This window comes from Pseudomonas sp. GW821-FHT07G06 (assembly GCF_058986625.1).
In genome coordinates this window covers 83,091-107,170 of the sequence record NZ_JBYSVW010000004.1, presented here as the reverse complement: position 1 = coordinate 107,170, position 24,080 = coordinate 83,091, and the positions used below count along the sequence as shown (strand labels likewise).

Annotated in this window: 21 protein-coding genes, 3 tRNA genes and 1 pseudogene; 2 read left to right on the top strand and 23 right to left on the bottom strand. The window is 58.3% G+C overall.

Translation table 11 applies throughout. The features are described 5' to 3' along the window. Positions 1-7: 7 nt before the first annotated feature. The 3 genes from AC3WJW_RS09560 to AC3WJW_RS09550 form a co-directional block, all read right to left on the bottom strand. On the bottom strand, positions 8-1,726 hold the full coding sequence (locus tag AC3WJW_RS09560) for a putative phage tail protein (protein WP_493725839.1): 1,719 nt from the start codon (positions 1,724-1,726) through the stop codon (positions 8-10). Positions 1,727-1,885: 159 nt separating this feature from the next. Further along, positions 1,886-2,194 carry an integrase arm-type DNA-binding domain-containing protein gene (locus AC3WJW_RS09555; protein WP_493726018.1) on the bottom strand — a complete coding sequence of 103 codons (309 nt, stop codon included), beginning with the start codon at positions 2,192-2,194 and terminating at the stop codon, positions 1,886-1,888. Further along, the gene (locus tag AC3WJW_RS09550) at positions 2,128-2,304 is read right to left on the bottom strand and encodes an Arm DNA-binding domain-containing protein (protein ID WP_493725838.1); all 177 of its coding nucleotides are present in this window, start codon (positions 2,302-2,304) and stop codon (positions 2,128-2,130) included. Before AC3WJW_RS09550 ends, AC3WJW_RS09555 begins: the two co-directional genes overlap by 67 nt. 99 nt (positions 2,305-2,403) lie before the next feature. On the opposite strand from AC3WJW_RS09550, the pseudogene AC3WJW_RS09545 reads away from it, so the two are divergent. Then, positions 2,404-2,457: pseudogene (locus AC3WJW_RS09545) on the top strand (lasso RiPP family leader peptide-containing protein); the annotation flags it as partial. 9 nt (positions 2,458-2,466) lie between these two features. Here the strand turns inward: AC3WJW_RS09545 and AC3WJW_RS09540 are convergent. The 16 genes from AC3WJW_RS09540 to rlmE form a co-directional block, all read right to left on the bottom strand. Beyond that, positions 2,467-2,542: transfer RNA gene (locus tag AC3WJW_RS09540), tRNA-Thr, on the bottom strand. A 139-nt stretch (positions 2,543-2,681) separates the two neighbouring features. Beyond that, positions 2,682-4,787, bottom strand: a complete 2,106-nt coding sequence (gene pnp, locus AC3WJW_RS09535; protein ID WP_007973102.1) for a polyribonucleotide nucleotidyltransferase — start codon at positions 4,785-4,787, stop codon at positions 2,682-2,684. Positions 4,788-4,993: 206 nt separating this feature from the next. Beyond that, entirely contained in the window at positions 4,994-5,263 is a 270-nt protein-coding gene (rpsO, locus tag AC3WJW_RS09530; protein WP_015093441.1) for a 30S ribosomal protein S15, read from the bottom strand. 142 nt (positions 5,264-5,405) lie between these two features. Continuing rightward, the gene (gene truB, locus AC3WJW_RS09525) at positions 5,406-6,323 is read right to left on the bottom strand and encodes a tRNA pseudouridine(55) synthase TruB (RefSeq protein ID WP_007973105.1); all 918 of its coding nucleotides are present in this window, start codon (positions 6,321-6,323) and stop codon (positions 5,406-5,408) included. A gap of 3 nt (positions 6,324-6,326) precedes the next feature. Further along, positions 6,327-6,728, bottom strand: coding sequence for a 30S ribosome-binding factor RbfA (gene rbfA, locus AC3WJW_RS09520; protein ID WP_007973108.1), 402 nt, complete (start codon positions 6,726-6,728; stop codon positions 6,327-6,329). A gap of 159 nt (positions 6,729-6,887) precedes the next feature. Beyond that, positions 6,888-9,413 carry a translation initiation factor IF-2 gene (gene infB, locus AC3WJW_RS09515; RefSeq protein ID WP_007973110.1) on the bottom strand — a complete coding sequence of 842 codons (2,526 nt, stop codon included), beginning with the start codon at positions 9,411-9,413 and terminating at the stop codon, positions 6,888-6,890. Positions 9,414-9,440: 27 nt separating this feature from the next. After that, complete coding sequence (gene nusA, locus AC3WJW_RS09510) at positions 9,441-10,922, bottom strand: transcription termination factor NusA (RefSeq protein WP_007973112.1); 1,482 nt, start codon at positions 10,920-10,922, stop codon at positions 9,441-9,443. 59 nt (positions 10,923-10,981) lie between these two features. After that, the gene (gene rimP / locus AC3WJW_RS09505; RefSeq protein WP_007973115.1) at positions 10,982-11,440 is read right to left on the bottom strand and encodes a ribosome maturation factor RimP; all 459 of its coding nucleotides are present in this window, start codon (positions 11,438-11,440) and stop codon (positions 10,982-10,984) included. Positions 11,441-11,578: 138 nt separating this feature from the next. After that, positions 11,579-11,655: transfer RNA gene (locus AC3WJW_RS09500), tRNA-Met, on the bottom strand. Positions 11,656-11,752: 97 nt separating this feature from the next. Next, positions 11,753-11,838: transfer RNA gene (locus AC3WJW_RS09495), tRNA-Leu, on the bottom strand. Between the two features lie 22 nt (positions 11,839-11,860). Then, on the bottom strand, positions 11,861-12,244 hold the full coding sequence (gene secG, locus AC3WJW_RS09490; RefSeq protein WP_017336473.1) for a preprotein translocase subunit SecG: 384 nt from the start codon (positions 12,242-12,244) through the stop codon (positions 11,861-11,863). Between the two features lie 4 nt (positions 12,245-12,248). Next, complete coding sequence (tpiA, locus tag AC3WJW_RS09485; RefSeq protein ID WP_493725837.1) at positions 12,249-13,004, bottom strand: triose-phosphate isomerase; 756 nt, start codon at positions 13,002-13,004, stop codon at positions 12,249-12,251. A 66-nt stretch (positions 13,005-13,070) separates the two neighbouring features. Continuing rightward, positions 13,071-14,408: a phosphoglucosamine mutase gene (gene glmM / locus AC3WJW_RS09480; RefSeq protein WP_493725836.1), complete on the bottom strand. Its 1,338-nt coding sequence runs from the start codon at positions 14,406-14,408 to the stop codon at positions 13,071-13,073. A gap of 16 nt (positions 14,409-14,424) precedes the next feature. Beyond that, on the bottom strand, positions 14,425-15,276 hold the full coding sequence (gene folP / locus AC3WJW_RS09475; protein ID WP_493725835.1) for a dihydropteroate synthase: 852 nt from the start codon (positions 15,274-15,276) through the stop codon (positions 14,425-14,427). An 8-nt stretch (positions 15,277-15,284) separates the two neighbouring features. Continuing rightward, positions 15,285-17,195 (bottom strand): ATP-dependent zinc metalloprotease FtsH, encoded by a 1,911-nt coding sequence (gene ftsH / locus AC3WJW_RS09470; protein ID WP_015093436.1) that lies wholly within the window; start codon positions 17,193-17,195, stop codon positions 15,285-15,287. A gap of 199 nt (positions 17,196-17,394) precedes the next feature. Continuing rightward, positions 17,395-18,027, bottom strand: a complete 633-nt coding sequence (gene rlmE / locus AC3WJW_RS09465) for a 23S rRNA (uridine(2552)-2'-O)-methyltransferase RlmE (RefSeq protein ID WP_007988685.1) — start codon at positions 18,025-18,027, stop codon at positions 17,395-17,397. Positions 18,028-18,132: 105 nt separating this feature from the next. Here rlmE and AC3WJW_RS09460 point away from each other — a divergent pair, with 105 nt between their 5' ends. Then, a complete protein-coding gene (locus tag AC3WJW_RS09460) occupies positions 18,133-18,441 on the top strand; it encodes a YhbY family RNA-binding protein (RefSeq protein ID WP_007942889.1) in 309 nt (102 codons plus the stop codon). A gap of 9 nt (positions 18,442-18,450) precedes the next feature. Here AC3WJW_RS09460 and AC3WJW_RS09455 read toward each other — a convergent pair whose 3' ends face one another. From AC3WJW_RS09455 to carA, 4 genes are all read right to left on the bottom strand, one after another. Continuing rightward, on the bottom strand, positions 18,451-18,834 hold the full coding sequence (locus AC3WJW_RS09455; protein WP_493726017.1) for an MFS transporter: 384 nt from the start codon (positions 18,832-18,834) through the stop codon (positions 18,451-18,453). A gap of 49 nt (positions 18,835-18,883) precedes the next feature. Then, a complete protein-coding gene (gene greA, locus AC3WJW_RS09450) occupies positions 18,884-19,360 on the bottom strand; it encodes a transcription elongation factor GreA (RefSeq protein ID WP_056728592.1) in 477 nt (158 codons plus the stop codon). Between the two features lie 2 nt (positions 19,361-19,362). Then, entirely contained in the window at positions 19,363-22,584 is a 3,222-nt protein-coding gene (carB, locus tag AC3WJW_RS09445; protein ID WP_493725834.1) for a carbamoyl-phosphate synthase large subunit, read from the bottom strand. A gap of 117 nt (positions 22,585-22,701) precedes the next feature. After that, positions 22,702-23,838 (bottom strand): glutamine-hydrolyzing carbamoyl-phosphate synthase small subunit, encoded by a 1,137-nt coding sequence (gene carA / locus AC3WJW_RS09440; RefSeq protein WP_095965946.1) that lies wholly within the window; start codon positions 23,836-23,838, stop codon positions 22,702-22,704. Positions 23,839-24,080: the final 242 nt, after the last annotated feature.

Genomic DNA, 24,080 nt, shown 5'->3' with positions numbered 1-24,080 from the left:
CTTTCCTTTATTGGTAGTTGGTGCCTCCAGGCACTCTTGTAAAGATCGGCGATCCTGTATAGCTGAAGGCTATGCCATCACCCGGTGGGATTGTCACTGCCCCGGTAGCCGGGTTCATGTTCCCCACCGCACCACCACCGCGGCGGTAAACCAGTTGACTGATAGTCCCACCGTTGGGATTGATCAGAATGGTTTCCTCGACTGGTCCGACGTTGGTGTAAATCATCCCGGTACCGGTCAGCCCAATTACCGCAGCGGGCTTCGAGAAGAACACAGCCTCGTACAACCCATTGCCACCGTCGTTTTCGGATGTGCCCCCAAGCGTAACCATCTGATCACAAGCCAATAGCGCAATGCCGTCGGAAATGGCCCCTTCAATACACGGGGTGACCAACGTGTTACATGTCGGCCGCTGGTTGCTCATCGTTGCATCAGCGTTAAATACAATGCCGTTCGCAGGGCGCGACGTCATAAGTTGGGTGTTGGTGGACATCGTCAGGTTTTCAAAATACCCGGCAACAGAGCCCTCAATTCGGAAACCGCAACCGAGCGTGGTAGAGGCTTCGCGAGTGTTGATGCGGCGAATTCGCGAATGGTTAATGCGAATACGCAATAGGTCGGTGGTGCTTGGGTTTCCTTCAATAGTGAAGTCTTCCAGGTCCAGGTCGAACGAGTAGATGCCGTTGTTAGGTCGGGTCCCGATTGCATCCATGGCCCGGCCGGAACCGGTGCACTTGAACACCGTGTTCCGGATACCGTTACCGGTGAAAACAAGCGTCGGGTAACTGATGTCAAGGGTTGTCCCATATTCAAAAACGCCAGAGCCGGCGCACAACTTGATCTTCGCCGCCCAGCAAGTAGCAACCGCGTTCTGCAAACGAGTGAAGTTGTTGCGGTCAGCAATAGGCAGAACCCCGAACTGCTCGACGGTAACGAACTGCTGAAACTTCAACTTCCACCGGCCACCATCGGTAGCAACGATGATCGCCCCGCCGTTGTCGGCCGAGGTGGTATCGGCAGCGTCGTACTCGTACATCCCACCGCCAGCGGTGCCCGGCTCATAGCCCGACACGAAAACGTGGGTGTACTGCGTCTTCAGCACTGCACGGAGGGCGACAATGCTGTTTACGACCGTGACCAGCTTGTCGCGGATGATCTGGCCGACGCTGTTGCCGTCCGAGTAAGCAACGTTGAAGGCGTTGTTGATCGGGCCCTGACCTGTCGCAAGGATGTTGGCCACATAAGCCGCGACAAACTGCCGGCTCGCTGCGTCCTGGTTATCGATCGGGTCGGCGACGCTGGTGATCCGACGGTTCTCGGCGTAGAAATAATCGCGCCCGAACGGTCTGCTGAGTGCCCTTGAAAAATTGGAGTTGTTTTGCTGGATCAGCATCGTCAGCCGATCAAAAACATCCTCGTGGGTTTCGGCCAGAAACTTGCCCTGATTGCGCAGAGACGTCTCCTGAAAGGCGTCCATTACCCGGGCGACTACCAGCTGGCCTGGGCCTGGAAGCGCAGCCGACGTGACGATGCTTCCGCCTACATCGCTTCCTGCCCCATTCACGGTGTAGTTCGTGCCGAGCATCAGGGTTGTGCTTACACCTAGCGGACTCACATACGTAACAACCAGATCTTCATTGATCAGGAACTTGAAGAAAAGCGGGAAGTTCTTCGTAACTCCGTTTGTCACGAACTCAGCAATGCTATTTAGCGTTGGTACGGTCACTTGAGTGACTCTTTTCTCGGGACGAAAAAAAGCCCGCTCAATAGCGGGCTTCGATTGAGTGGAGCTAGTTAGCGGGCGATACCTAACGGGTCGGCGTAACTCTGCGACGGCCTGACCAGGAACTGCTGGCCGTTCTCTTTCTGAATGCGCGGCTTGAACTCAACAACCCAGACCACGGGGTGGCGTTCCAGTCGCCGCCGGTGGAGAGCCACAAATTTTGGAATGATTCGATGTAGCCAATGCTCCCGCAGCTACAAGCCACTCGTTGGCCACAACTTCGAAGGTCTTGACCGCTTCCGACGCGGCGGCGCGCGTCTCTTCCCGGCCCTGCAAACGTGGGTCGACACCATTGGCGACGAGCTTGCGCGCCTGGCCCCGCAGTTCGCGGGCGTCTTTTAGGCTTATTTCGGGATAGGTGCCAGCGACATGCGCGGCTGTTTGCCGTGCCAGGAGAACCTGAAGTGCCAGGACTTTGTTCCGTTGGGCGCAACGAACAGCGAAAGACCGCTGGCGTCTGTGAGGGTGAAGCTTTTTTCGGTCGGCTTGGCCTGGCGCACAGCGGTATCAGTGAGGGGCATCAGTACATCACCAAGTCACTCGAATTAAGAAGTGCTGAATGATGTACTAAAAATGCGCGGTACACAGCGAAAGCCTGCGAAAGATGGCGAAAAGAAAAACCGCCAATTCTTGAGGCTCTTGGCGATTTCGTGAAACTCACCGGAAGACGGTGAAAATGAATATGGTGCCCGAGACAGGAATCGAACCTGCGACCTTCGCGTTACGAGTGCGCTGCTCTACCGGCTGAGCTACACGGGCGGTGGGCTAAACCTAGCATTGCTATCGAGGTCCGGCAACTTCGCGCAATGTCTCGATGTTTCACAGACAAAAAAATGCCCCGCCGTTTTCACGGCGGGGCATTTTCTACAACGTTGAAGCGGTCAGGCGTGAGGCGCGATTAAACGCCCGAAGCCTTGGCTGCTGCCACGTCTTTGATGGACAGCTTGATACGGCCGCGGTTGTCCACGTCCAGTACCAGCACTTCCACTTCCTGGCCCTCTTTCAGGATGTCGGTCACTTTCTCTACGCGAGCGTCGCTCAGCATCGAGATGTGAACCAGACCGTCCTTGCCTGGCAGGATGTTGACGAATGCGCCGAAGTCGACGATGCGCTCAACCTTGCCGACGTAGATCTTGCCGATCTCGGCTTCAGCGGTGATACCCAGTACGCGCTGACGTGCAGCCTCAGCAGCTTCCTTGGTTTCGCCGAAGATCTTGATCGAACCGTCGTCTTCGATGTCGATCGAAGCTTTGGTTTCTTCGCAGATCGCACGGATGGTCGCGCCACCTTTACCGATAACGTCACGGATCTTGTCGGTGTCGATCTTCATCGCGATCATGGTCGGAGCGTTGGCCGACAGTTCGGTACGCGACTGGCCAATGATCTGGTTCATCTGGCCGAGGATGTTCAGGCGCGCTTCCAGGGCTTGGCCCAGAGCGATCTCCATGATTTCTTCGGTGATGCCCTTGATCTTGATGTCCATCTGCAGCGCGGTGACGCCTTTGGCGGTACCGGCTACCTTGAAGTCCATGTCGCCCAGGTGGTCTTCGTCACCCAGGATGTCGGTCAGGACGGCGAACTTCTCGCCTTCTTTAACCAGACCCATGGCGATACCGGCAACCGGCGCCTTCATCGGAACGCCAGCGTCCATCAGGGCCAGGGAAGCGCCGCAAACGGAAGCCATCGAGCTCGAACCGTTGGATTCGGTGATTTCCGACACTACACGGATGGTGTACGGGAACACGTCAGCGGCAGGCAGCATGGCCGAAACCGAACGACGGGCCAGACGGCCGTGACCGATTTCACGACGACCAGCGCCACCCATGCGACCACACTCGCCCACCGAGAACGGAGGGAAGTTGTAGTGCAGCATGAACGGGTCTTTTTTCTCGCCTTCCAGGGTGTCCAGCAGTTGTGCATCACGGGCAGTACCCAGAGTTGCAACGACCAGGGCCTGGGTTTCACCACGGGTGAACAGGGCCGAACCGTGGGTTTTTGGCAGAACGCCGACTTCGATGTTCAGCGGACGTACGGTGCGGGTGTCGCGACCGTCGATACGCGGCTTGCCGTTAACGATGTTTTCGCGAACGGTGCGGTATTCGATTTCACCGAAAGCCGCTTTGACGTCGGAAGCGGAAGGCTGGCCTTCTTCACCGGACAGCTTGGCAACGACCTGGTCTTTCAACTCGCCCAGGCGAGCGTAACGGTCGGCCTTGACGGTGATGGTGTAGGCCTGGGAGATCGCTTCGCCGAACTCGGCACGGATAGCGCCCAGCAGTTCGGTGGCTTCTGGCGCAGGAGCCCAGGTCCAGGTTGGCTTGGCAGCTTCGGCAGCCAGTTCTTTGACCGCGTTGATCACAACCTGGAATTCGTCGTGAGCAAACAGTACCGCGCCCAGCATCTGGTCTTCGGTCAGCTCTTTGGCTTCCGATTCAACCATCAGCACAGCGTCCGAAGTACCGGCAACGACCATGTCCAGGCTCGAAGCAGCTTGCTGCTCGTAAGTCGGGTTCAGCAGGTAGCCGGTGCTTTCGTGGAACGCAACGCGGGCAGCGCCGATCGGGCCATCGAAAGGAATGCCGGAGATCGCCAGGGCAGCCGAGGTACCGATCATCGCAGCGATGTCCGGATCGGTCTTCTTGCTGGTGGAAACGACGGTGCAGACAACCTGCACTTCGTTCATGAAGCCTTCAGGGAACAGCGGACGGATCGGACGGTCGATCAGTCGGGAAGTCAGGGTTTCTTTCTCGGAAGGACGGCCTTCGCGCTTGAAGAAACCGCCAGGGATCTTACCGGCAGCGTAAGTCTTTTCCTGGTAGTGAACAGACAGAGGGAAGAAGCCCTTGCCTGGATCGGCTTGCTTGGCACCGACTACGGTCACCAATACGCTGACGTCGTCGTCAACGGTGACCAATACTGCGCCGGAGGCCTGACGGGCGATACGGCCAGTCTCGAGGGTAACGGTCGACTGACCGAACTGGAATTTTTTGATTACCGGGTTCACGGTGTCCTACCTTCTTTGTGGCTCTTGGGGGAACTGGTTTCTTGCGAAATTCTTGGGCAATGCCGGGAATCGGCCCGACCGGTTTGTCCAGGTGTTACTCAGGCAAAGCAGGTATCCAGATAAAACTTGAGGCTGGGAGCCTGCCATGCGCCGGCGGGAAACCCGCTGGTGCACGACAGACAACCAACCTCTAGCGCAATCGCTTATTAGCGACGCAGACCCAGGCGACCGATCAGAGTCTGATAGCGACCCAGATCCTTGCCTTTCAGGTAGTCCAGCAGCTTACGACGCTGGTTAACCATGCGGATCAGACCACGACGGGAGTGGTGGTCTTTACCGTTGGCCTTGAAGTGACCTTGCAGCTTGTTGATGTTGGCGGTCAGCAGTGCAACTTGCACTTCTGGCGAACCAGTGTCACCAACAGCTTGCTGGTAGTCAGCAACGATTTGAGCTTTTTCTTGAACGTCGAGAGCCATGAGGCAATCCTTTTATCAGGAAACTGTTTCAGAAAAACAGTTTCAACAGGCCAGGGACAAATCCCTGTATCTAAAAATGAGTAGTGACCGTGCCTGTTAACAGCCACCCTCGCCAGCCCGGTATTACGCGGACTGGTTTCGGTCATTCTGACCGAATCAGTCGACGCGGCGCGATGCGCCCGTCTTCGCTCACTTCACCGATACCGATGAAGCGACCATTGTGATCCTGTACCCGCACCATGCCGAACTTCGGAGCATCCGGGGCACGCACCGGCTGACCGTTGAGCCAGTAGAACGCGCTTGCTTCGGAGAACTGCAACAGTGGCCAATCCAGCAGGCCGCTGTCCGATGGCATCAGGAAGCGATCGACCGCTTCGTTGCCGCCTTCGGCATGTACCGCTTCCAGCTCTTCGAGGGTAACAGTCTGCGCCAGGGTGAATGGCCCGGCCTGGGTACGTCGCAGTTCTGCAACATAAGCGCCACAACCGAGTTGCTCACCGATATCCTCCACCAGGGTACGGATATAGGTGCCTTTGCTGCAATCCACCGCCAGCCGCGCAGTATCACCTTCGAAGGCCAGCAATTCCAAGCGCGTAATAGTAACAGAACGCGGTTCGCGCTCCACTACTTCGCCTGCACGAGCCAGCTTGTACAGCGGCTGGCCATCACGCTTGAGCGCCGAGTACATCGGCGGTATCTGACTGATTTGCCCACGAAATTTCGGCAGTACAGCCTCGATATCGGAGCGACCAACGGTCACCGGGCGCTCCTGCAAAACTTCACCTTCGGCATCCGCCGTGGTGGTGGTCTTGCCCAGTTGCGCCAGGGTTTCGTAACCCTTGTCGGAATCGAGCAGGTATTGCGAGAACTTGGTGGCCTCGCCGAAGCACAGCGGCAACACGCCGGAGGCCAAGGGATCGAGACTGCCGGTATGACCTGCCTTTTCGGCGTTCAGCAACCAGCGAACCTTCTGCAAGGCCGCGTTGGAGGTGAACCCCAGCGGCTTGTCGAGAAGGATAATGCCGCTGACGTTGCGACGGATACGTTTGACCTGAGCCACCGGTTACTCCTTGGTGTCTTCGGCTTCTGCCGCAACCGGATGCTGATTGTCTTCAGCCACTGCGCGCTCGATCAATGCCGACAGATGCGCACCACGCACGACGCTTTCGTCGTAGTGGAAGTGCAGCTGTGGAACGCTGCGCAGCTTCATCTCGCGAGCCAGCTGCATGCGCAGGAAACCCGCGGCGGAGTTCAGCACCTTGATGCTTTGTGCGATTTCTTCGGCGCTGTCCTGGCCCATCACGGTGATGAAGATCTTGGCGTGACCGACGTCACGGCTGACTTCCACTGCGGTAATGGTGACCAGGCCGACGCGCGGGTCTTTGACTTCACGACGGATCAGTTGTGCCAGCTCACGCTGCATCTGATCGCCGATACGTTGGGTACGGCTGTATTCTTTTGCCATGTCTTGTTACCTGTAACTGCCCCGCGGTGAAACCCGCAAGGTCTGAAAGCGGCAAACGCCCGGCCTGACAAAAGCCAGACCGGGCGTTGCGTTTAGAGTCCTGGTGACGAATTGCGCATTTGCATGCGGCTCCCCGTCACGGCTCCTGAAGTGCGCGAGTTAGAGGCTGCGAGCAACCTGCACCTTCTCGAAGACTTCGATCTTGTCACCGACCTTGACGTCGTTGTAGCTCTTCACGCCGATACCGCATTCCATGCCGGCACGTACTTCGGAAGCGTCATCCTTGAAGCGGCGCAGGGATTCCAGCTCGCCTTCGAAGATAACGATGTCTTCACGCAGTACACGGATTGGACGGTTACGGTGCACAACACCTTCGATAACCATGCAACCGGCGATCGCGCCAAACTTCGGCGAACGGAACACGTCACGCACTTCGGCGATGCCCAGGATGTTCTCGCGAACATCGCTGCCGAGCATACCGGTCAGGGCTTTCTTGACGTCTTCGATGATGTCGTAGATCACGTTGTAGTAACGCATATCCAGACCTTCCTGCTCGACGATCTTGCGCGCGCCGGCATCGGCACGCACGTTGAAGCCGAACAGTACAGCGTTGGAGGCCAGTGCCAGGTTGGCATCGGATTCGGTGATACCACCGACGCCGCCACCGACCACACGCACTTGCACTTCGTCGTTACCCAGGCCGTTCAAGGCACCGTTCAACGCTTCCAGCGAACCACGGACGTCGGATTTGAGGACGATGTTGAGCGTCTTCTTCTCTTCCTGACCCATGCTTTCGAAGATGTTTTCCAGCTTGCCGGCGTGAGCGCGAGCCAGTTTGACTTCGCGGAACTTGCCTTGACGGAACAGAGCCACTTCACGGGCTTTCTTCTCGTCGGCAACCACGCTCATCTCGTCGCCAGCGTCCGGGGTACCGTCCAGGCCGAGGATCTCGACAGGGATGGCCGGACCGGCTTCCTTGATTGGCTTGCCGTTCTCGTCGAGCATGGCACGCACGCGGCCATAGTTCGAACCGACCAGGACCATGTCGCCCTGACGCAGGGTACCGTCTTGAACCAGCACGGTAGCCACCGGGCCACGGCCCTTGTCCAGGCGGGATTCAACCACGACACCACGACCAGGGGCCGATGGGGTTGCAGTCAGTTCCAGGACTTCGGCCTGCAGCAGAACGGCTTCGAGCAGTTCGTCTACACCGGTACCCATCTTCGCCGAAACCGGTACGAATGGAGTATCGCCACCCCACTCTTCCGAGGTCACGCCGTGTACCGACAGTTCGCTACGGATGCGATCGAGGTCAGCACCTGGCTTGTCGATCTTGTTCACAGCGACAACCAGCGGAACGCCAGCAGCCTGGGCATGCTGAACAGCTTCGATGGTTTGCGGCATTACACCGTCGTCCGCTGCAACCACCAGGATCACGATGTCGGTCGCCTTGGCACCACGGGCACGCATCGCGGTAAACGCGGCGTGACCAGGGGTGTCGAGGAACGTCACCATGCCACGGTCGGTTTCAACGTGGTACGCACCGATGTGCTGGGTGATACCGCCGGCTTCGCCAGCTGCAACCTTGGCACGACGGATGTAGTCGAGCAGGGAAGTCTTACCGTGGTCAACGTGGCCCATTACGGTCACGACCGGCGCACGGGAAACTGCCTCGCCTTCAAACTTCAGGGACTCGGCCAGGGAATCTTCCAGGGCGGTGTCGCTGACCAGGGTCACTTTGTGGCCCAGCTCTTCGGCAACCAGTTGGGCAGTTTCCTGATCCAGTACCTGGTTGATGGTCGCTGGAGTACCCAGTTTGAACATGAACTTGATGATTTCAGCAGCCTTGACCGACATCTGCTGGGCCAGATCGCCCACAGTGATGGTCTCGCCGATCTTCACTTCGCGCACGACAGGGCCGGTCGGGCTCTGGAAACCGTGGGCGTTGCGCTTCTTCAGCTTGGCCTTGCCGCGACCACCACGACGGAAGCCATCGCTTTCTTCGTCGGTAGTACGTGGGGCAACGCGTGGCGCTGGCGCCTTTTCCTTGACCGAAGCACGATGCGGAGCGTTTTTGCGCTCGCCATCGCCACCACCGCGACGATTGTTGTCGTCGGCACGTGGTTTGTCCGGACGACGCTGTTCGTCGCGCTTGCGAGTGTCTGCCGCAGGTGCCGGAGCAGCTGCCACAACCGGTGCGCTTTCACGCACTGGCTCGGCTACCACAGCAGGGGCTGCAACAGGTTCGGCTGGAGCGGTCGGCGCAGCAGCAGGCTGGCGACGCGCTTCTTCTTCGGCGCGACGCTTGGCTTCTTCTTCAGCCTTCTGACGTGCAGCATTTTCTACTGCGCGACGTTCATCCAGTTCACGCTTGCGCTCGGCTTCGATTTCTTCCGGGCTGCGCTGTACGAAGACTTTCTTCTTGCGTACTTCAACGCTGATGCTTTTGCTGCCGGCAACCCGCAGGGTGCTGGTGGTTTTACGCTGCAGCGTAATCTTGCGTGGTTCTTCCACTTTCGCCTTGTGGCTGCTTTTCAAGTGAGTCAGCAACGATTGCTTCTCACTGTCAGTCACACTTTCTTCGGCGGCGGTGTGCGGCAGACCTGCCTCACGCATCTGCTGCAACAGGCGCTCTACCGGTGTTTTGACCTCATCGGCCAGTTGTTTCACCGTGACTTGCGTCATGCACTTCTCTCCTCAGGCCGCGCCTAATTACTCGAACCAGTGGGCTCGGGCGGCCATGATCAACTTGCCGGCACGATCATCGTCAATGCCGTCGATGTCGAGCAGGTCGTCAATAGACTGCTCGGCCAGGTCTTCGCGGGTAACTACGCCGCGCACCGCCAGTTCCATCGCCAAATCCTTGTCCATACCCTCAAGCGAGAGCAGGTCTTCGGCCGGATGGGCGTCTGCCAGCTTTTCCTCAGTAGCGATGGCTTTGGTCAACAAGCGATCCTTGGCACGAGCGCGAAGCTCGTTGACGATTTCCTCGTCAAAGCCGTCGATGTTGAGCATTTCTTCCAGCGGTACGTAGGCAATCTCTTCCAGGCTGGTGAAGCCTTCATCTACCAGCACCTGAGCCAGCTCTTCGTCGACTTCCAGCTCGTCGATGAAGTTGCGCAGGATGTCGCCGGTTTCTGCTTGCTGCTTAGCCTGGATGTCCGATTCGGTCATCACGTTCAGGGTCCAGCCAGTCAACTGGCTGGCCAGACGCACGTTCTGACCACCGCGACCAATGGCCTGAGCCAGATTGTCTGCGCCAACGGCGATGTCCATTGCGTGGGCATCTTCGTCAACGATAATTGCCGCAACCTCGGCCGGGGACATGGCGTTGATCACGAACTGAGCCGGGTTGTCGTCCCACAGAACGATGTCAACACGCTCACCGCCCAACTCACCCGACACTGCCTGGACGCGCGAACCGCGCATACCGATGCAAGCGCCTTGCGGGTCGATGCGTTTGTCCTTGGAGCGGACGGCGATCTTGGCGCGGGATCCCGGATCACGGGACGCTGCCATCACTTCGATCAGGCCTTCGGCAATTTCCGGCACTTCGATGCGGAACAACTCGATCAGCATTTCCGGCGCGGTACGCGACAGGATGAGCTGCGGGCCGCGGTTCTCGGTGCGGATTTCCTTGAGCAGCGCACGCAGACGCACGCCAACCCGGAAAGTTTCGCGAGAAATGATGTCTTCACGGGCCAGCAACGCTTCGGCGTTGTTGCCCAGATCAACGATCACGTTGTCGCGGGTGACTTTTTTCACGGTGCCGGAGATGATTTCACCCAGGCGCTCGCGATAAGCGTCAACAACCTGCGCGCGCTCGGCTTCGCGAACTTTCTGCACGATGACTTGCTTGGCAGTCTGTGCAGCAATGCGGCCGAACTCGATGGACTCGATTTTCTCTTCGACAACGTCACCGACCTTGGCGCCAGGGTGCGTTTCAGCAACCTTGCTCGGCCAGGTTTCGATGGCCGGATCGTCCAGGTCTGCCTCTTCGACGACCGTCCAGCGACGGAAAGTCTCGTAGGCACCCGTGTGGCGGTTGATTTCCACACGCAGATCAACTTCGTCTTCAAAACGCTTTTTGGTCGCAGTGGCCAGGGCCAGCTCCAGCGCTTCAAAAATCACGTTTGCCGGTACACCCTTTTCGTTGGATACCGACTCAACAACCAGCAGTACTTCTTTGCTCATCGTACGCCTCGCCTTTCGCAAGCCATTGGATCCGCGGGATCCGCAGTATCTGGCACGCCTCAGTCAAAACTGGGAATAATGTTGGCCTTGTCGATCATATCGATCGGCAACAGGAACTCATGGTCTTCTACCTGCACCACGACATCCTGCTCTTCTACGCCGCGCAGAAGGCCCTGAAAGTTGCGTCGTCCTTCAAAAGGCGAGCGCAGCTTGATCTTCACTTGTTCACCGGCAAATTTTGCAAACTGCTCAAGAGTGAACAGAGGGCGTTCCATGCCAGGCGAGGAAACTTCAAGGGTGTATTCAACGGAGATCGGATCTTCAACATCCAGCACGCCGCTGATCTGACGGCTGACGATGGCACAATCGTCCACCAGCACGCCGCCCTCTTTATCGATATAAACGCGCAACATCGAGTGACGACCCTGAGCCGAAAACTCGATACCCCAGCATTCATAGCCTAGGGCCACGACCACCGGGGCCAGCAAGGCCTGCAACTCTTCTAGCTTGCTCGACACCTGAACCCCCTAGTGCATGTATGTGCATGCTATGCAAAATAAAAAAATGGGCGAAACGCCCATCCTTGAAACGCCGTCGAACAGCGGCGTAGAAAGTGTCCAGCTAACAAAAAGCCCCTTAAAAGGGGCTCCTTAAACTGGTTGCGGGGGCCGGATTTGAACCGACGACCTTCGGGTTATGAGCCCGACGAGCTACCAGACTGCTCCACCCCGCGACAAAGCTGGGGCGGAAGTATACGACCGATCCCCTACAGGGTCAATGTAACCTTCCACCTGCAAGAAAGCCCGCAACAGCGGGCTCTCCTGACTAATTGGTACCGAGAAGGGGACTCGAACCCCTACACCCTATGGGCACAACCACCTCAAGGTTGCGTGTCTACCAATTCCACCACCTCGGCAATACTACGTTTGAAACCCTTCTTACTTCTGCTCTTGAGCTGGAGGTACGTCAGTCGCTGGAGTAGCCGACTTTTGCTCTTGAAGCACCGGGACATCATCAGAAGCCGGTTGTTGCTTTGGAACTTCCAGTACCGCTGGATTTGGGAGACCTACTTGAGTCAGCTGGTGAGCCTTCTCTTTAGCAAAGTAACCTAACCCCAAGCTGGTTATGAAAAAACCTGCGGCAAGTATAGCAGTAAACTTACTAAGAAAGGTAGAGGAACCTTGGCTTCCGAACACAGTATTTGAAGCACCTGCTCCGAAAGACGCGCCAGCGTCCGCACCTTTACCCTGCTGCAGCAAAACCAGAGCTACTACGCCCAATGCACCCAGCAGATGAAAAACGACTACGACTGTTTCCAGCATTTTTTCAGTTTCCCGCGGCGCGACAAATCGCACCGAACTCATCTGCATTCAGGGAAGCCCCACCAATGAGGCCCCCATCGATATCCGGCATGCCGAACAGTTCGACCGCATTGGCCGCCTTCACGCTGCCGCCGTATAGAAGCCGCACACCTTGTGCGACTTCAGAATTCTCTGCCGCCAACTGGGCGCGAATGGCTGCGTGCACATCCTGCGCCTGTTGTGGCGTTGCAGTCAGCCCGGTGCCAATGGCCCAGACCGGCTCGTAAGCGATCACTGCCTTGGCAAAGGCACCGACACCCAGCTCCTCTATGATACTGCCCAGCTGACGCGAGACAACCTCAAGAGTCTTTCCGGCTTCACGCTGCTCAAGGGTCTCCCCTATGCACAACACCGGAATCAAGCCACATGCCTGTGCCGCTGCGAACTTGCGGATCAGCATTCCGTCCTGCTCGCCCATGATCTGGCGGCGTTCGGAGTGCCCGACAAGCACCAGGGAACAACCTGTATCCACCAACTGACTCGGTGCAACTTCACCGGTCAACGCACCTTGCCCGGACTCCACCGCAGAATTCTGCGCGCCGACCGAAATCGACTTTCCTTTCAAGCCATCAATCACTTGATTGATATGCAGGAAAGGCGGGAATACCGCGACATCAACACCGCTCGGCAAGGCCAAGTCACGAAGGCCATTGATCAGCTCAGCGACGCTGGCGCGGGTACCGTGCATCTTCCAGTTACCAGCTACCATAGGGCGACGCATGCTGTACCTCGTCGGTCAAAGTGGGCGCAGATGTTACCCAACACAATCAAGGCTGGCAAGCCGAATTCAGGCAGAAACTTCAGTAACCAGTTTTGCCAGCTCTTCGGCATAGCCGCGAACCAGGGTTTCGTCTTCGCCTTCGACCATCACACGCACCAGCGGTTCGGTTCCGGACTTGCGCAACAGCACACGCCCCCGACCTGCCATGGCCTTGGTCACACGCTCGCTGGCCTCCTTGACCGATGGATGCTCGAGGGGATTTGCACCACCGCCGAAACGCACATTGATCAGCACCTGAGGGCACTTGCGCAACGCCTGACGAGCCTGCGCCAGACTTTCATCCCGCGTGCTCAGCGCGATCAGCACCTGCAGCGCAGCAATGATTGCATCACCCGTGGTGGTGTGACTGAAGCACACGATGTGTCCGGAGTTTTCACCACCCACGATCCAGTTGCGCTCCAGCAATTCGGCAATCACATAACGGTCACCGACATTGGCACGCACGAAGGGAACACCGAGGTCAGCCAGGGCCAGTTCCAGCCCCAGGTTACTCATCAGGGTTCCGACCACGCCGCCCTGCAGCTTGTCGCGCTCATGCAGGTCACGGGCAATGATGAACAGCAACTCGTCGCCATCGACCACCGCACCCGTGTGGTCGACCATCTGAACGCGATCGCCATCACCATCGAAGGCGATACCCAGATCGGCATGCTCAGCCACGACGGCAGCCTGCAGCGGCCCCATGTGGGTCGAACCGCAATTGTCGTTGATGTTCAACCCGTTCGGCTGCGCCGACAGCACGACGACTTCCGCGCCCAGCTCACGGAACACACTCGGCGCCACTTTATAGGTCGCACCGTGAGCGCAGTCGATCACGATCTTCAGGCCGGTGAAGCTGGTGCCAGTGGGCACGCTGCTCTTGCAGAATTCGATATAGCGTCCCGATGCGTCATTGATTCGCGACACCTTGCCGATCTTGCTCGACTCCACCACGGTCATTGGCGTATCGAGCAACTCTTCGATCATCAGCTCAACCTCATCCGGAAGCTTGGTGCCTTTGCCGGAGAAGAACTTGATGCCATTGTCATCATGCGGATTGTGCGACGCGCTGATCACGATGCCGGCTTCGGCATGGAAGGTGCGTGTCAGGTAGGCAATCGCCGGGGTCGGCATTGGACCCAGGAGCATCACATCGGCACCCGCCGAAGTAAGCCCCGCTTCAAGTGCAGACTCGAACATGTAGCCGGAGATCCGGGTGTCCTTGCCTACCAATACCTTGCAGGCGCCCATCTTGCGGAACGCCATGCCGGCAGCCCAGCCGAGCTTGAGCATGAAATCAGGAGTAATCGGGTATTCACCGACACGCCCACGAATACCATCGGTGCCAAAATATTTTTTGCTCATAAGTGCTCCATCATTCTTATTCGGCTGATTCCACTGCGGCGATCATCCGCACCACATCCACTGTTTCGGCTACATCATGGACGCGCAATATACGCGCACCTTTCGCCGAAGCCAGCGCCGCGAGCGCCAAACCACCATACAGCCGGTCTCCCACCGGACGATTCAATGCCTGGCCAATCATGCTCTTTCGCGAAACCCCGACCAACAGGGGCCGCCCAAGGGCATGCAGGGCTTCCATATGTTTGAACAAGCTCAGATTGTGCTGCAAGGTCTTGGCGAAACCAAAGCCGGGGTCAAGAATGATCCGTTCCGCTGGAATACCCACCAACGAACACTGAACCATGCGCTCGGCGAGAAACTCACCGACTTCCCTTGTAACATTCTGATACTGCGGATTGTCCTGCATATCGCCCGGTTCGCCCAGCATATGCATCAGGCAAACCGGCAGACCGGTGGCCGCCGCGGCATCCAGCGCACCATCGCGACGCAACGCACGTACGTCATTGATCAACCCGGCACCCAGACGCGCCGTTTCACGCATGACGGCTGGCGTTGAGGTGTCGACCGAGATAATGACGTCCAGCTCGCGAGCAATGCGCTCGACAATCGGCGCTACGCGCTCCAGCTCCTCCAGCGGCGATACCGCCCTGGCACCAGGACGGGTGGATTCGCCACCGACATCGATCAGCGTCGCGCCGGCCGCCACCATGGCTTCGGCGTGGCGCATGGCCGCGTCGAGCTGGCTGTATTGGCCACCATCGGAGAACGAATCAGGAGTGACATTGAGGATACCCATGACATGTGTCTGGGCCAAATCAAGAACCCGGTTGCCGCAAGGCAACCGGGTCGAGGACTGAACAGAAGTCATTTCAAGCCTTATACGTCAGCAGCAGGACCGCCGATCGGTGTTTCCGGACGCTCATCCTGTACCACCGGCGGGGTGCCGGAAGTACCCGTGCCACCCGACCAGTCGCGTGGCTCGCGAGGCGTACGACCCGCCATGATGTCGTCGATCTGCTCGGCATCGATGGTTTCGTACTTCATCAAGGCATCAGCCATGGCATCGAGCTTGTCACGGTTGTCGGTGAGGATCTGCTTCGCCGTGCCGTAGCACTGGTCGATGATGCTGCGCACTTCGGAGTCGATCAGCTTGGCTGTCTCACCGGAGAAGCTTGCACTTTGACCGCCACCGCCGCGACCGAGGAACACTTCACCCTCTTCTTCGGCATACATCAACGGACCGAGTTTTTCCGAAAGACCCCACTTGGTCACCATGTTCCGCGCAATCTGGCTGGCACGCATGATGTCGTTGGAAGCACCGGTGGTCACGCCATCGAAGCCCAGGGTCATTTCCTCAGCGATACGACCGCCGTACAGCGAGCAAATCTGGCTGATCAATGCACGCTTGGACAGGCTGTAACGATCCTCTTCCGGCAGGAACATGGTGACACCCAACGCACGACCGCGCGGGATGATCGACACCTTGTACACCGGATCATGCTCAGGCACGACGCGCCCCACAATAGCGTGGCCCGCTTCGTGATAAGCCGTGTTCTGCTTTTCTTTCTCGGACATGACCATGGACTTGCGCTCGGCGCCCATCATGATCTTGTCTTTCGCCAGTTCGAACTCTTTCATTTCGACGATGCGCTTGCCGGCACGGGCAGCGAACAGCGACGCCTCGTTCACCAGGTTGGCCAGATCGGCACCGGAGAAGCCCGGGGTACCACGTGCGATCACGGCCGGAGCAACGTCGTCACCCATTGGCACTTTGCGCATGTGAACCTTGAGAATCTGCTCGCGGCCACGAATGTCCGGCAGACCGACCACAACCTGACGGTCGAAACGGCCTGGACGCAGCAACGCAGGGTCCAGCACGTCAGGACGGTTGGTCGCGGCAATGACGATGATGCCGTCATTCATTTCGAAGCCGTCCATCTCGACCAGCAGCTGGTTGAGTGTCTGCTCGCGCTCATCGTGACCACCACCCATGCCAGCGCCACGATGGCGACCGACCGCATCGATTTCGTCGATGAAGATGATGCATGGAGCGTGTTTCTTGGCCTGTTCGAACATGTCGCGAACACGACTGGCACCCACACCGACGAACATCTCGACGAAGTCGGAGCCGGAAATGGTGAAGAAAGGTACTTTGGCTTCGCCGGCGATAGCCTTGGCCAGCAGGGTTTTACCGGTACCCGGAGGACCGACCATCAGCACACCGCGAGGAATGCGGCCACCCAGGCGCTGGAACTTGCCCGGATCGCGCAGGAACTCGACCAGTTCGCCGACTTCCTCCTTGGCTTCGTCGCAACCGGCAACGTCAGCCAGGGTAGTTTTCACCTGATCCTCGGAGAGCAGGCGTGCCTTGCTCTTGCCAAAGCTCATCGGCCCGCCCTTGCCACCGGCACCGCCCTGCATCTGCCGCATGAAGAACATGAACACGGCGATGATCACCAGGATCGGGAAGCTGGCGACCAGGAGTTGGGTCCAGATGCTTTGCTGCTCAGGCTGCTTGCCTTCGACCACGACGTGGTTGTCCACCAGGTCGCCGATCAGGCCGTTGTCCTGGATCGCCGGGCGAATGGTCTTGAAGCTGTCGCCATCGTTGCGCTTGCCGGTAATCACGTAGCCATCAACCGCCACGCGCTCGACCTTGCCATCCTTGACCTGCTGGATGAAGTCGGAATAGTTGAGGGTCTGCGGCTCGTTAGGGCTGGAGAAGTTGTTCATCACCGTCACCAGGACAGCCGCGATGATCAACCACAGGATCAGATTCTTTGCCATATCGTTCAATTAACTACCCTCTGAAGCAAGCTCCGCTACTGGCGCGCGCTTCGCATGATATTCACCGGCCTAACTTACTACATTACCTACAACTTGGCAGGCGCCGTCTGTAACCCTTTGTGAAACACTTCCTACACAATATTCGCTAATTCTGACAAGGCGTAATACAAAAATCCTATCACCCCGATCGAAAATTCACTCATTCCTCACTGCGACCGCGGAAACCGCGGCCCAGCAGGTACTGCTCGCGAGAACGGTCGCGCGACGAAGTCGGCTTGCGCATCTGCACCTTCTCGAACTGCTGGCGAACGCTCTTGTGGAATTCGTCGAAACCTTCGCCCTGGAAGATCTTGATCAAAAAATCACCACCGGGCTTGAGCACCCGCGTCGACAGATCCAGCGCCAATTCGCACAGGAACATCGCGCGCGGCATATCAACGGCCGGCAATCCACTCATATTGGGGGCCATGTCGGAAATCACAAGGTCTACTTCTTTATTTCCGACGGCATCGAGGATCTGGGCCAGCACGGCATCCTCGGTAAAGTCGCCTTGAATAAAGGTGACGTCGGGGATGCTGTCCATTTCAAGAATGTCAGAAGCGATCAGTGTGCCCTGCCCGCCAATCAGACGACTGGTCACCTGCGACCAGCCACCCGGAGCCGCACCCAGGTCGATTACGCTCATGCCAGGGCGGATCAGACGGTCCTTTTCCTGGATCTCCAGCAGTTTGTAGCTGGCACGGGAACGGTACCCGTCTTTCTGTGCCATTTTGACGAATGGGTCGTTGAAATGCTCTTGCAGCCACTTAAGGCTTGTCTTGGAACGGGCCACGGGATACCTCGGAATTAAAACGGGTCGTGATTAACTGGGCGGTCCCGGACTCGCTCGGGTAAACTGGCCGCCGCTTTTTACAAGATCAGACGCAGGGGTCAGATTATGCCGCTCACTCAAGAGCAGAAGAAACAGTACAAATCCATTGGCCACCATCTGAAACCGGTTTTGATTGTGGCAGACAATGGTTTGACTGAAGGTGTGTTAGCCGAACTCGAACGCGCTTTGGCGGATCACGAGCTGATCAAGATCAAGCTCAACATCCTCGATCGCGAATCGCGCCTGGCGTCCATTGCAGAGCTCTGCAAGGTCGGCAAAGCGGATCTGGTCCAGGTCATCGGCAAGATGGCGCTGATCTACCGCAAGAACTTCAGCGTCAACAAGCAGCTGTCGAACGTCCATCGCTTCAAGTGATGGCAAGGGTCAAGGGTGTGCTTCGCGCACCCTGCCACTCCATCCCGGCACCGGCTGCAACACCAGCACCAGCCCGGAAAAGCCCAGAACAAGATAGCTGAACGCCTGCCAACGCAGCGCATCCGGCCATCCGAAGCGAACCACGAAGTACATCGCGCACGCATACAGTGCCATCAACAGCAGTTGCCCCCGTATATCCCGCCATAGACTGACGAGGCCATCGGCCTTTATCAGCACCAAAGCCTGAAATATCACACACGCCGTAGCGAATCCCACTACCAGCGTATTGAGCGTGCCTGCGATTTCGTCGATCAGCAGCGGCGCCAGGCCAATTCGTCCCAGCACCGGCAACAGACCGATTTGCAATAGCCACAAGCCGCCGACCCACAACATCTGGGTCAGCTGCCAAAACGTGGCGCCCGCACGAAACGGGCGCCGGCCTTCAGATGTGGCGAACTTCGACAATCTCGTACTCGATAACGCCACTTGGCGTTTTCACCGCGACCACATCGCCCTCTTCCTTGCCGATCAAGGCACGGGCCAAGGGCGAGCCGACCGAAATCTTGCCGAGTTTGAAGTCAGCCTCATCCTCACCCACGATGTGGTAAGTGACGCTTTCATCAGTCTCGACGTTGGCGATTTCGACGGTGGTACCGAAGATAACTTTGCCAGTGTGAGGAATGGTCGTGACATCAATGATGACCTGATTCTGGATCCGGCCTTCAATGTCACGGATCCGCGCCTCGACCATACCCTGCTGCTCGCGGGCAGCATGGTATTCGGCGTTTTCCTTCAAGTCACCCAACTCGCGGGCCGTACCGATGTCCTGGCTGAGCTTCGGACGAACGACCTTGGTCAGGTGAGTGTGCTCTTCTTCCAGGGCGCGAGCGCCCTGAACGGTCATTGGGTACTTCGTTATGCTCATGCCTTCAATCCTGCGTGTAGATCCTGCAAGCGGCGCACAGTCTTCTCGGGACCGAACTTCAGCGCTTCGCAGATGGCTTCGCCAGCAGCAATGGTGGTGGTGCAATAAATCTTGTGCTGCAGGGCATTACGACGAATGGAGTACGAATCAGCGATCGACTGACGACCTTCGGTGGTGTTGATGATCAGCGTGACTTCGTCATTCTTGATCATGTCGACCACGTGCGGACGACCCTCGGTCACCTTGTTCACACGGCGCACTTTCAGGCCAGCAGCCTCGATCAGCTTGGCAGTCCCGGCAGTGGCAACCACTTCGAAGCCCAAGTTGATCAGATCACGGGCCACGCCCGCAACCAGTGGCTTGTCGTCGTCACGTACGCTGATGAACGCAGTACCGCCGGTCGGCAACACTTCGCTGGCACCCATCTGGGCCTTGGCGAACGCTTCACCGAAGGTGTCGCCCACGCCCATCACTTCACCGGTCGACTTCATCTCCGGGCCGAGGATCGGGTCAACGCCAGGGAATTTGGCGAACGGGAACACCGCCTCTTTCACGCTGTAGAAGTTCGGGATGATTTCCTTGGTGAAACCCAGCTCCTTCAGGGTTTTACCGGCCATCACGCGTGCTGCGATCATCGCCAGGGAAACACCGATGCACTTGGACACGAACGGTACGGTACGGGAAGCGCGCGGGTTGACTTCGATGACGTAGATGTCTTCGCCTTGCAGCGCCAACTGTACGTTCATCAGGCCGACCACGCCCAGCTCCAGGGCCATTTTCTTGACCTGTTCGCGCATCTCGTCCTGGATGTGCGCCGGTAGCGAGTACGGCGGCAGCGAGCACGCGGAGTCACCGGAGTGAACACCGGCCTGCTCGATGTGCTGCATGATCGCGCCGATCACCACGTCCTTGCCGTCGCAGACCGCATCCACGTCCATCTCGATGGCGCAGTTGAGGAAGTGGTCCAGCAGCACCGGGCTGTCGTTGGACACTTGAACCGCTTCACGCAGGTAGCGCTTGAGCTCTTCTTCTTCGTAGACGATTTCCATCGCACGACCGCCCAGTACGTAGGACGGGCGCACCACCAGCGGGTAACCGATCTTGGCGGCGGCACGAATGGCTTCGTCTTCGCTGCGCACGGTGGCGTTTGGCGGCTGACGCAGGTTCAGGCGCTGGACCATTTGCTGGAAGCGCTCACGGTCTTCGGCACGGTCGATGGCATCCGGGCTGGTGCCGATGATCGGCACGCCAGCAGCTTCCAGGGCGCGGGCCAGTTTCAGCGGGGTCTGGCCGCCGTACTGGACGATCACGCCCTTTGGTTTCTCGACGCGAACGATTTCCAGCACGTCTTCCAGGGTCACTGGCTCGAAGTACAGGCGATCGGAGGTGTCGTAGTCAGTGGAAACGGTTTCCGGGTTGCAGTTGACCATGATGGTCTCGTAACCGTCATCGCGCAGGGCCAGTGCCGCGTGTACGCAGCAGTAGTCGAACTCGATGCCCTGGCCGATACGGTTCGGACCGCCACCCAGGATCATGATCTTGTCGCGACCCGAAGGAGCGGCTTCGCACTCTTCCTCGTACGTCGAGTACAGGTAAGCGGTGTCGGTGGCGAACTCGGCAGCGCAGGTGTCGACGCGCTTGTAGACCGGGAAGATTTCCAGCTTGTGACGGTGAGCACGCAGGCTTTTCTCGGTCACACCCAGCAGCTTGGCCAGGCGCATATCGGAGAAGCCTTTGCGCTTGAGGCGGAACATCAGGTCACGGTCGATGCTGGTCAGGCCCAGGGTCTTGACCTTCTCTTCGTCCTTGATCAGGTCTTCCATCTGCACCAGGAACCAAGGATCGATCATGGTCATGCCGAAGATGTCTTCAACGGTCATGCCGGCGCGCATGGCGTCCGCCACGTACCAGATACGCTCGGCGCCCGGCACGGTCAGCTCGCGCTTGAGCACGCTCATGCTTTCCGGATTGGCCAGATCAACCTTCTCGTCCAGGCCGCAAACACCGACTTCCAGGCCGCGCAGGGCTTTCTGCAGGGATTCCTGGAAGGTACGGCCGATGGCCATGACTTCACCCACCGACTTCATTTGCGTGGTCAGGCGCGCATCAGCCTTGGAGAACTTCTCGAAGGCGAAACGTGGCAGCTTGGTCACGACGTAGTCGATGGACGGCTCGAAGGACGCCGGGGTCTTGCCGCCGGTGATGTCGTTCGACAGCTCGTCGAGGGTGTAGCCCACAGCCAGCTTGGCCGCGACCTTGGCGATCGGGAAGCCGGTGGCTTTCGAAGCCAGCGCCGAGGAACGGGATACGCGCGGGTTCATCTCGATCACGACCATGCGGCCGGTGTTCGGGCAGATACCGAACTGCACGTTGGAACCGCCGGTTTCCACGCCGATCTCGCGCAGCACCGCCAGGGAGGCGTTACGCAGGATCTGGTATTCCTTGTCGGTCAGGGTCTGTGCCGGAGCCACGGTGATCGAGTCACCGGTGTGCACGCCCATCGGGTCGAAGTTTTCGATGGAGCAGACGATGATGCAGTTGTCCTTCTTATCGCGGACAACCTCCATCTCGTACTCTTTCCAGCCAATCAGCGATTCGTCGATCAGCAGCTCTTTGGTCGGCGACAGGTCCAGACCACGGGCGCAGATTTCTTCGAACTCTTCACGGTTGTAAGCGATACCGCCACCGGTGCCGCCCATGGTGAAGGACGGACGGATGATGCACGGGAAGCCGAGCTTCTCGAGGACCGCGTTGGCCTCTTCCATGCTGTGGGCGATACCGGAACGCGGGCACGCCAGGCCGATGGATTTCATCGCCTTGTCGAAACGCGAACGGTCTTCAGCCTTGTCGATGGTGTCGGCGTTGGCACCGATCATCTCTACGCCGAACTTCTCCAGAACGCCTTCGCGCTCCAGGTCCAGGGCGCAGTTCAGGGCAGTCTGGCCACCCATGGTCGGCAGCAGCGCGTCCGGACGTTCTTTCTCGATGATCTTGGCAACGGTCTGCCACTTGATCGGCTCGATGTAGGTGGCGTCGGCCATGGCCGGGTCGGTCATGATGGTGGCCGGGTTGGAGTTCACCAGGATGACGCGGTAACCCTCCTCGCGCAGGGCTTTACAGGCCTGGGCGCCGGAGTAGTCGAATTCGCAGGCCTGGCCGATCACGATCGGGCCAGCGCCGAGAATCAGGATGCTTTTAATGTCTGTACGTTTTGGCATGGGTTTGTCACTCAAATCCGCAGGTCAGTCGGCAAGCCGTCTTGTTCAATCTCTGAAGACTTGAGGGGGCCGCCGGTGCGGGGCCACCCTCAAGCTTTGCTACATCAAGGCGAGCGATCAGCGTCGCTTGGCCATCTCGTTGATGAAGCGATCGAACAATGGCGCTACGTCGTTCGGGCCAGGGCTGGCTTCCGGGTGACCCTGGAAGCTGAAGGCGCTCTTGTCGGTACGCTCGATCCCTTGCAGGGTGCCGTCGAACAGCGATTTGTGGATCGCGCGAACGTTGGCCGGCAGGGTGGCTTCGTCCACGGCAAAACCGTGGTTCTGGCTGGTGATCATCACCACACCGGTGTCCAGGTCCTGGACCGGGTGGTTGGCACCGTGGTGACCGTGACCCATTTTCAGGGTCTTGGCACCGGAAGCCAGGGCCAGCAGTTGGTGACCGAGGCAGATACCGAAGACCGGGATCTCGGTTTCCAGCACGTCCTTGATCGCCTGGATCGCGTAGTCGCATGGCTCCGGATCACCAGGGCCGTTGGACAGGAACACGCCGTCCGGCTTCAGCGCCAGCACATCGGCAGCTGGCGTCTGGGCAGGCACTACGGTCACGCGGCAACCGCGCTCGACCAGCATGCGCAGGATGTTCACCTTGACGCCGTAGTCGTAGGCAACCACGTGGTACGGCAGCTCGGAGGCTTCGATGGTCGCGTGGCTGTCGGTTTTCAGATCCCAGACAGTCGAACGCCATTCGTAGCTGTCCTTGGTGCTGACAACCTTCGCCAGATCCATGCCTTTCAGACCAGGAAAACCCTGGGCGGCGGCGATGGCGGCTTCTTCGGAAATATTGTCACCGGCCATGATGCAGCCGTTCTGCGCGCCTTTTTCACGCAGGATGCGCGTCAGGCGGCGGGTGTCGATACCGGCGATGGCCACAACATTGTTGGCCTTCAGGTAGTCGGACAGGGACATCGTGTTACGCCAGTTGCTCGCCACCAGAGGCAGGTCACGGATGACCAGGCCAGCGGACCAGACGCGATTGGACTCGGCGTCTTCCGGCGTGGTGCCGGTGTTGCCGATATGCGGATAAGTCAGGGTAACGATCTGTTGGGCGTAGGAAGGATCGGTAAGGATTTCCTGATAGCCGGTCATTGCGGTGTTGAACACCACCTCACCAACGGTCTGACCGTCGGCTCCAATGGCTTCGCCGCGAAAAATGCTGCCATCAGCAAGGGCGAGTATGGCTGGCTTAGTCAAGAAGACCTCCCGTAAATAAAGCCTGAAAGGGCGATCGCAGGTTGTAAAAAAGCGGAGTGACGTATGGACACGTCACCCCGCTTCTTCACTGAATTATTCTGCGCGCTTTTAGTGGACACACTAAAGCTGTAGCTTACAGAAAAAGGCCTTTTTGGTCTACCGCCAATGAGCCTTAAAGGCTGGAGAATGCGACAGGACGTCGCTTGGCGGAACAAAACCGGGCTCAAACGCGGTGCGCGAGC

Excerpts from the sequence above, each read along its gene's own strand:
- AC3WJW_RS09550 (WP_493725838.1), bottom strand. The coding sequence starts at position 2,304 with ATGCCCCTCACTGATACCGCTGTGCGCCAGGCCAAGCCGACCGAAAAA.
- rpsO (WP_015093441.1), bottom strand. The coding sequence starts at position 5,263 with ATGGCTCTCGACGTTCAAGAAAAAGCTCAAATCGTTGCTGACTACCAG.
- rbfA (WP_007973108.1), bottom strand. The coding sequence starts at position 6,728 with ATGGCAAAAGAATACAGCCGTACCCAACGTATCGGCGATCAGATGCAG.
- infB (WP_007973110.1), bottom strand. The coding sequence starts at position 9,413 with ATGACGCAAGTCACGGTGAAACAACTGGCCGATGAGGTCAAAACACCG.
- nusA (WP_007973112.1), bottom strand. The coding sequence starts at position 10,922 with ATGAGCAAAGAAGTACTGCTGGTTGTTGAGTCGGTATCCAACGAAAAG.
- secG (WP_017336473.1), bottom strand. The coding sequence starts at position 12,244 with ATGCTGGAAACAGTCGTAGTCGTTTTTCATCTGCTGGGTGCATTGGGC.
- tpiA (WP_493725837.1), bottom strand. The coding sequence starts at position 13,004 with ATGCGTCGCCCTATGGTAGCTGGTAACTGGAAGATGCACGGTACCCGC.
- glmM (WP_493725836.1), bottom strand. The coding sequence starts at position 14,408 with ATGAGCAAAAAATATTTTGGCACCGATGGTATTCGTGGGCGTGTCGGT.
- folP (WP_493725835.1), bottom strand. The coding sequence starts at position 15,276 with ATGACTTCTGTTCAGTCCTCGACCCGGTTGCCTTGCGGCAACCGGGTT.
- ftsH (WP_015093436.1), bottom strand. The coding sequence starts at position 17,195 with ATGGCAAAGAATCTGATCCTGTGGTTGATCATCGCGGCTGTCCTGGTG.
- AC3WJW_RS09460 (WP_007942889.1), top strand. The coding sequence starts at position 18,133 with ATGCCGCTCACTCAAGAGCAGAAGAAACAGTACAAATCCATTGGCCAC.
- AC3WJW_RS09455 (WP_493726017.1), bottom strand. The coding sequence starts at position 18,834 with ATGTTGTGGGTCGGCGGCTTGTGGCTATTGCAAATCGGTCTGTTGCCG.
- carB (WP_493725834.1), bottom strand. The coding sequence starts at position 22,584 with ATGCCAAAACGTACAGACATTAAAAGCATCCTGATTCTCGGCGCTGGC.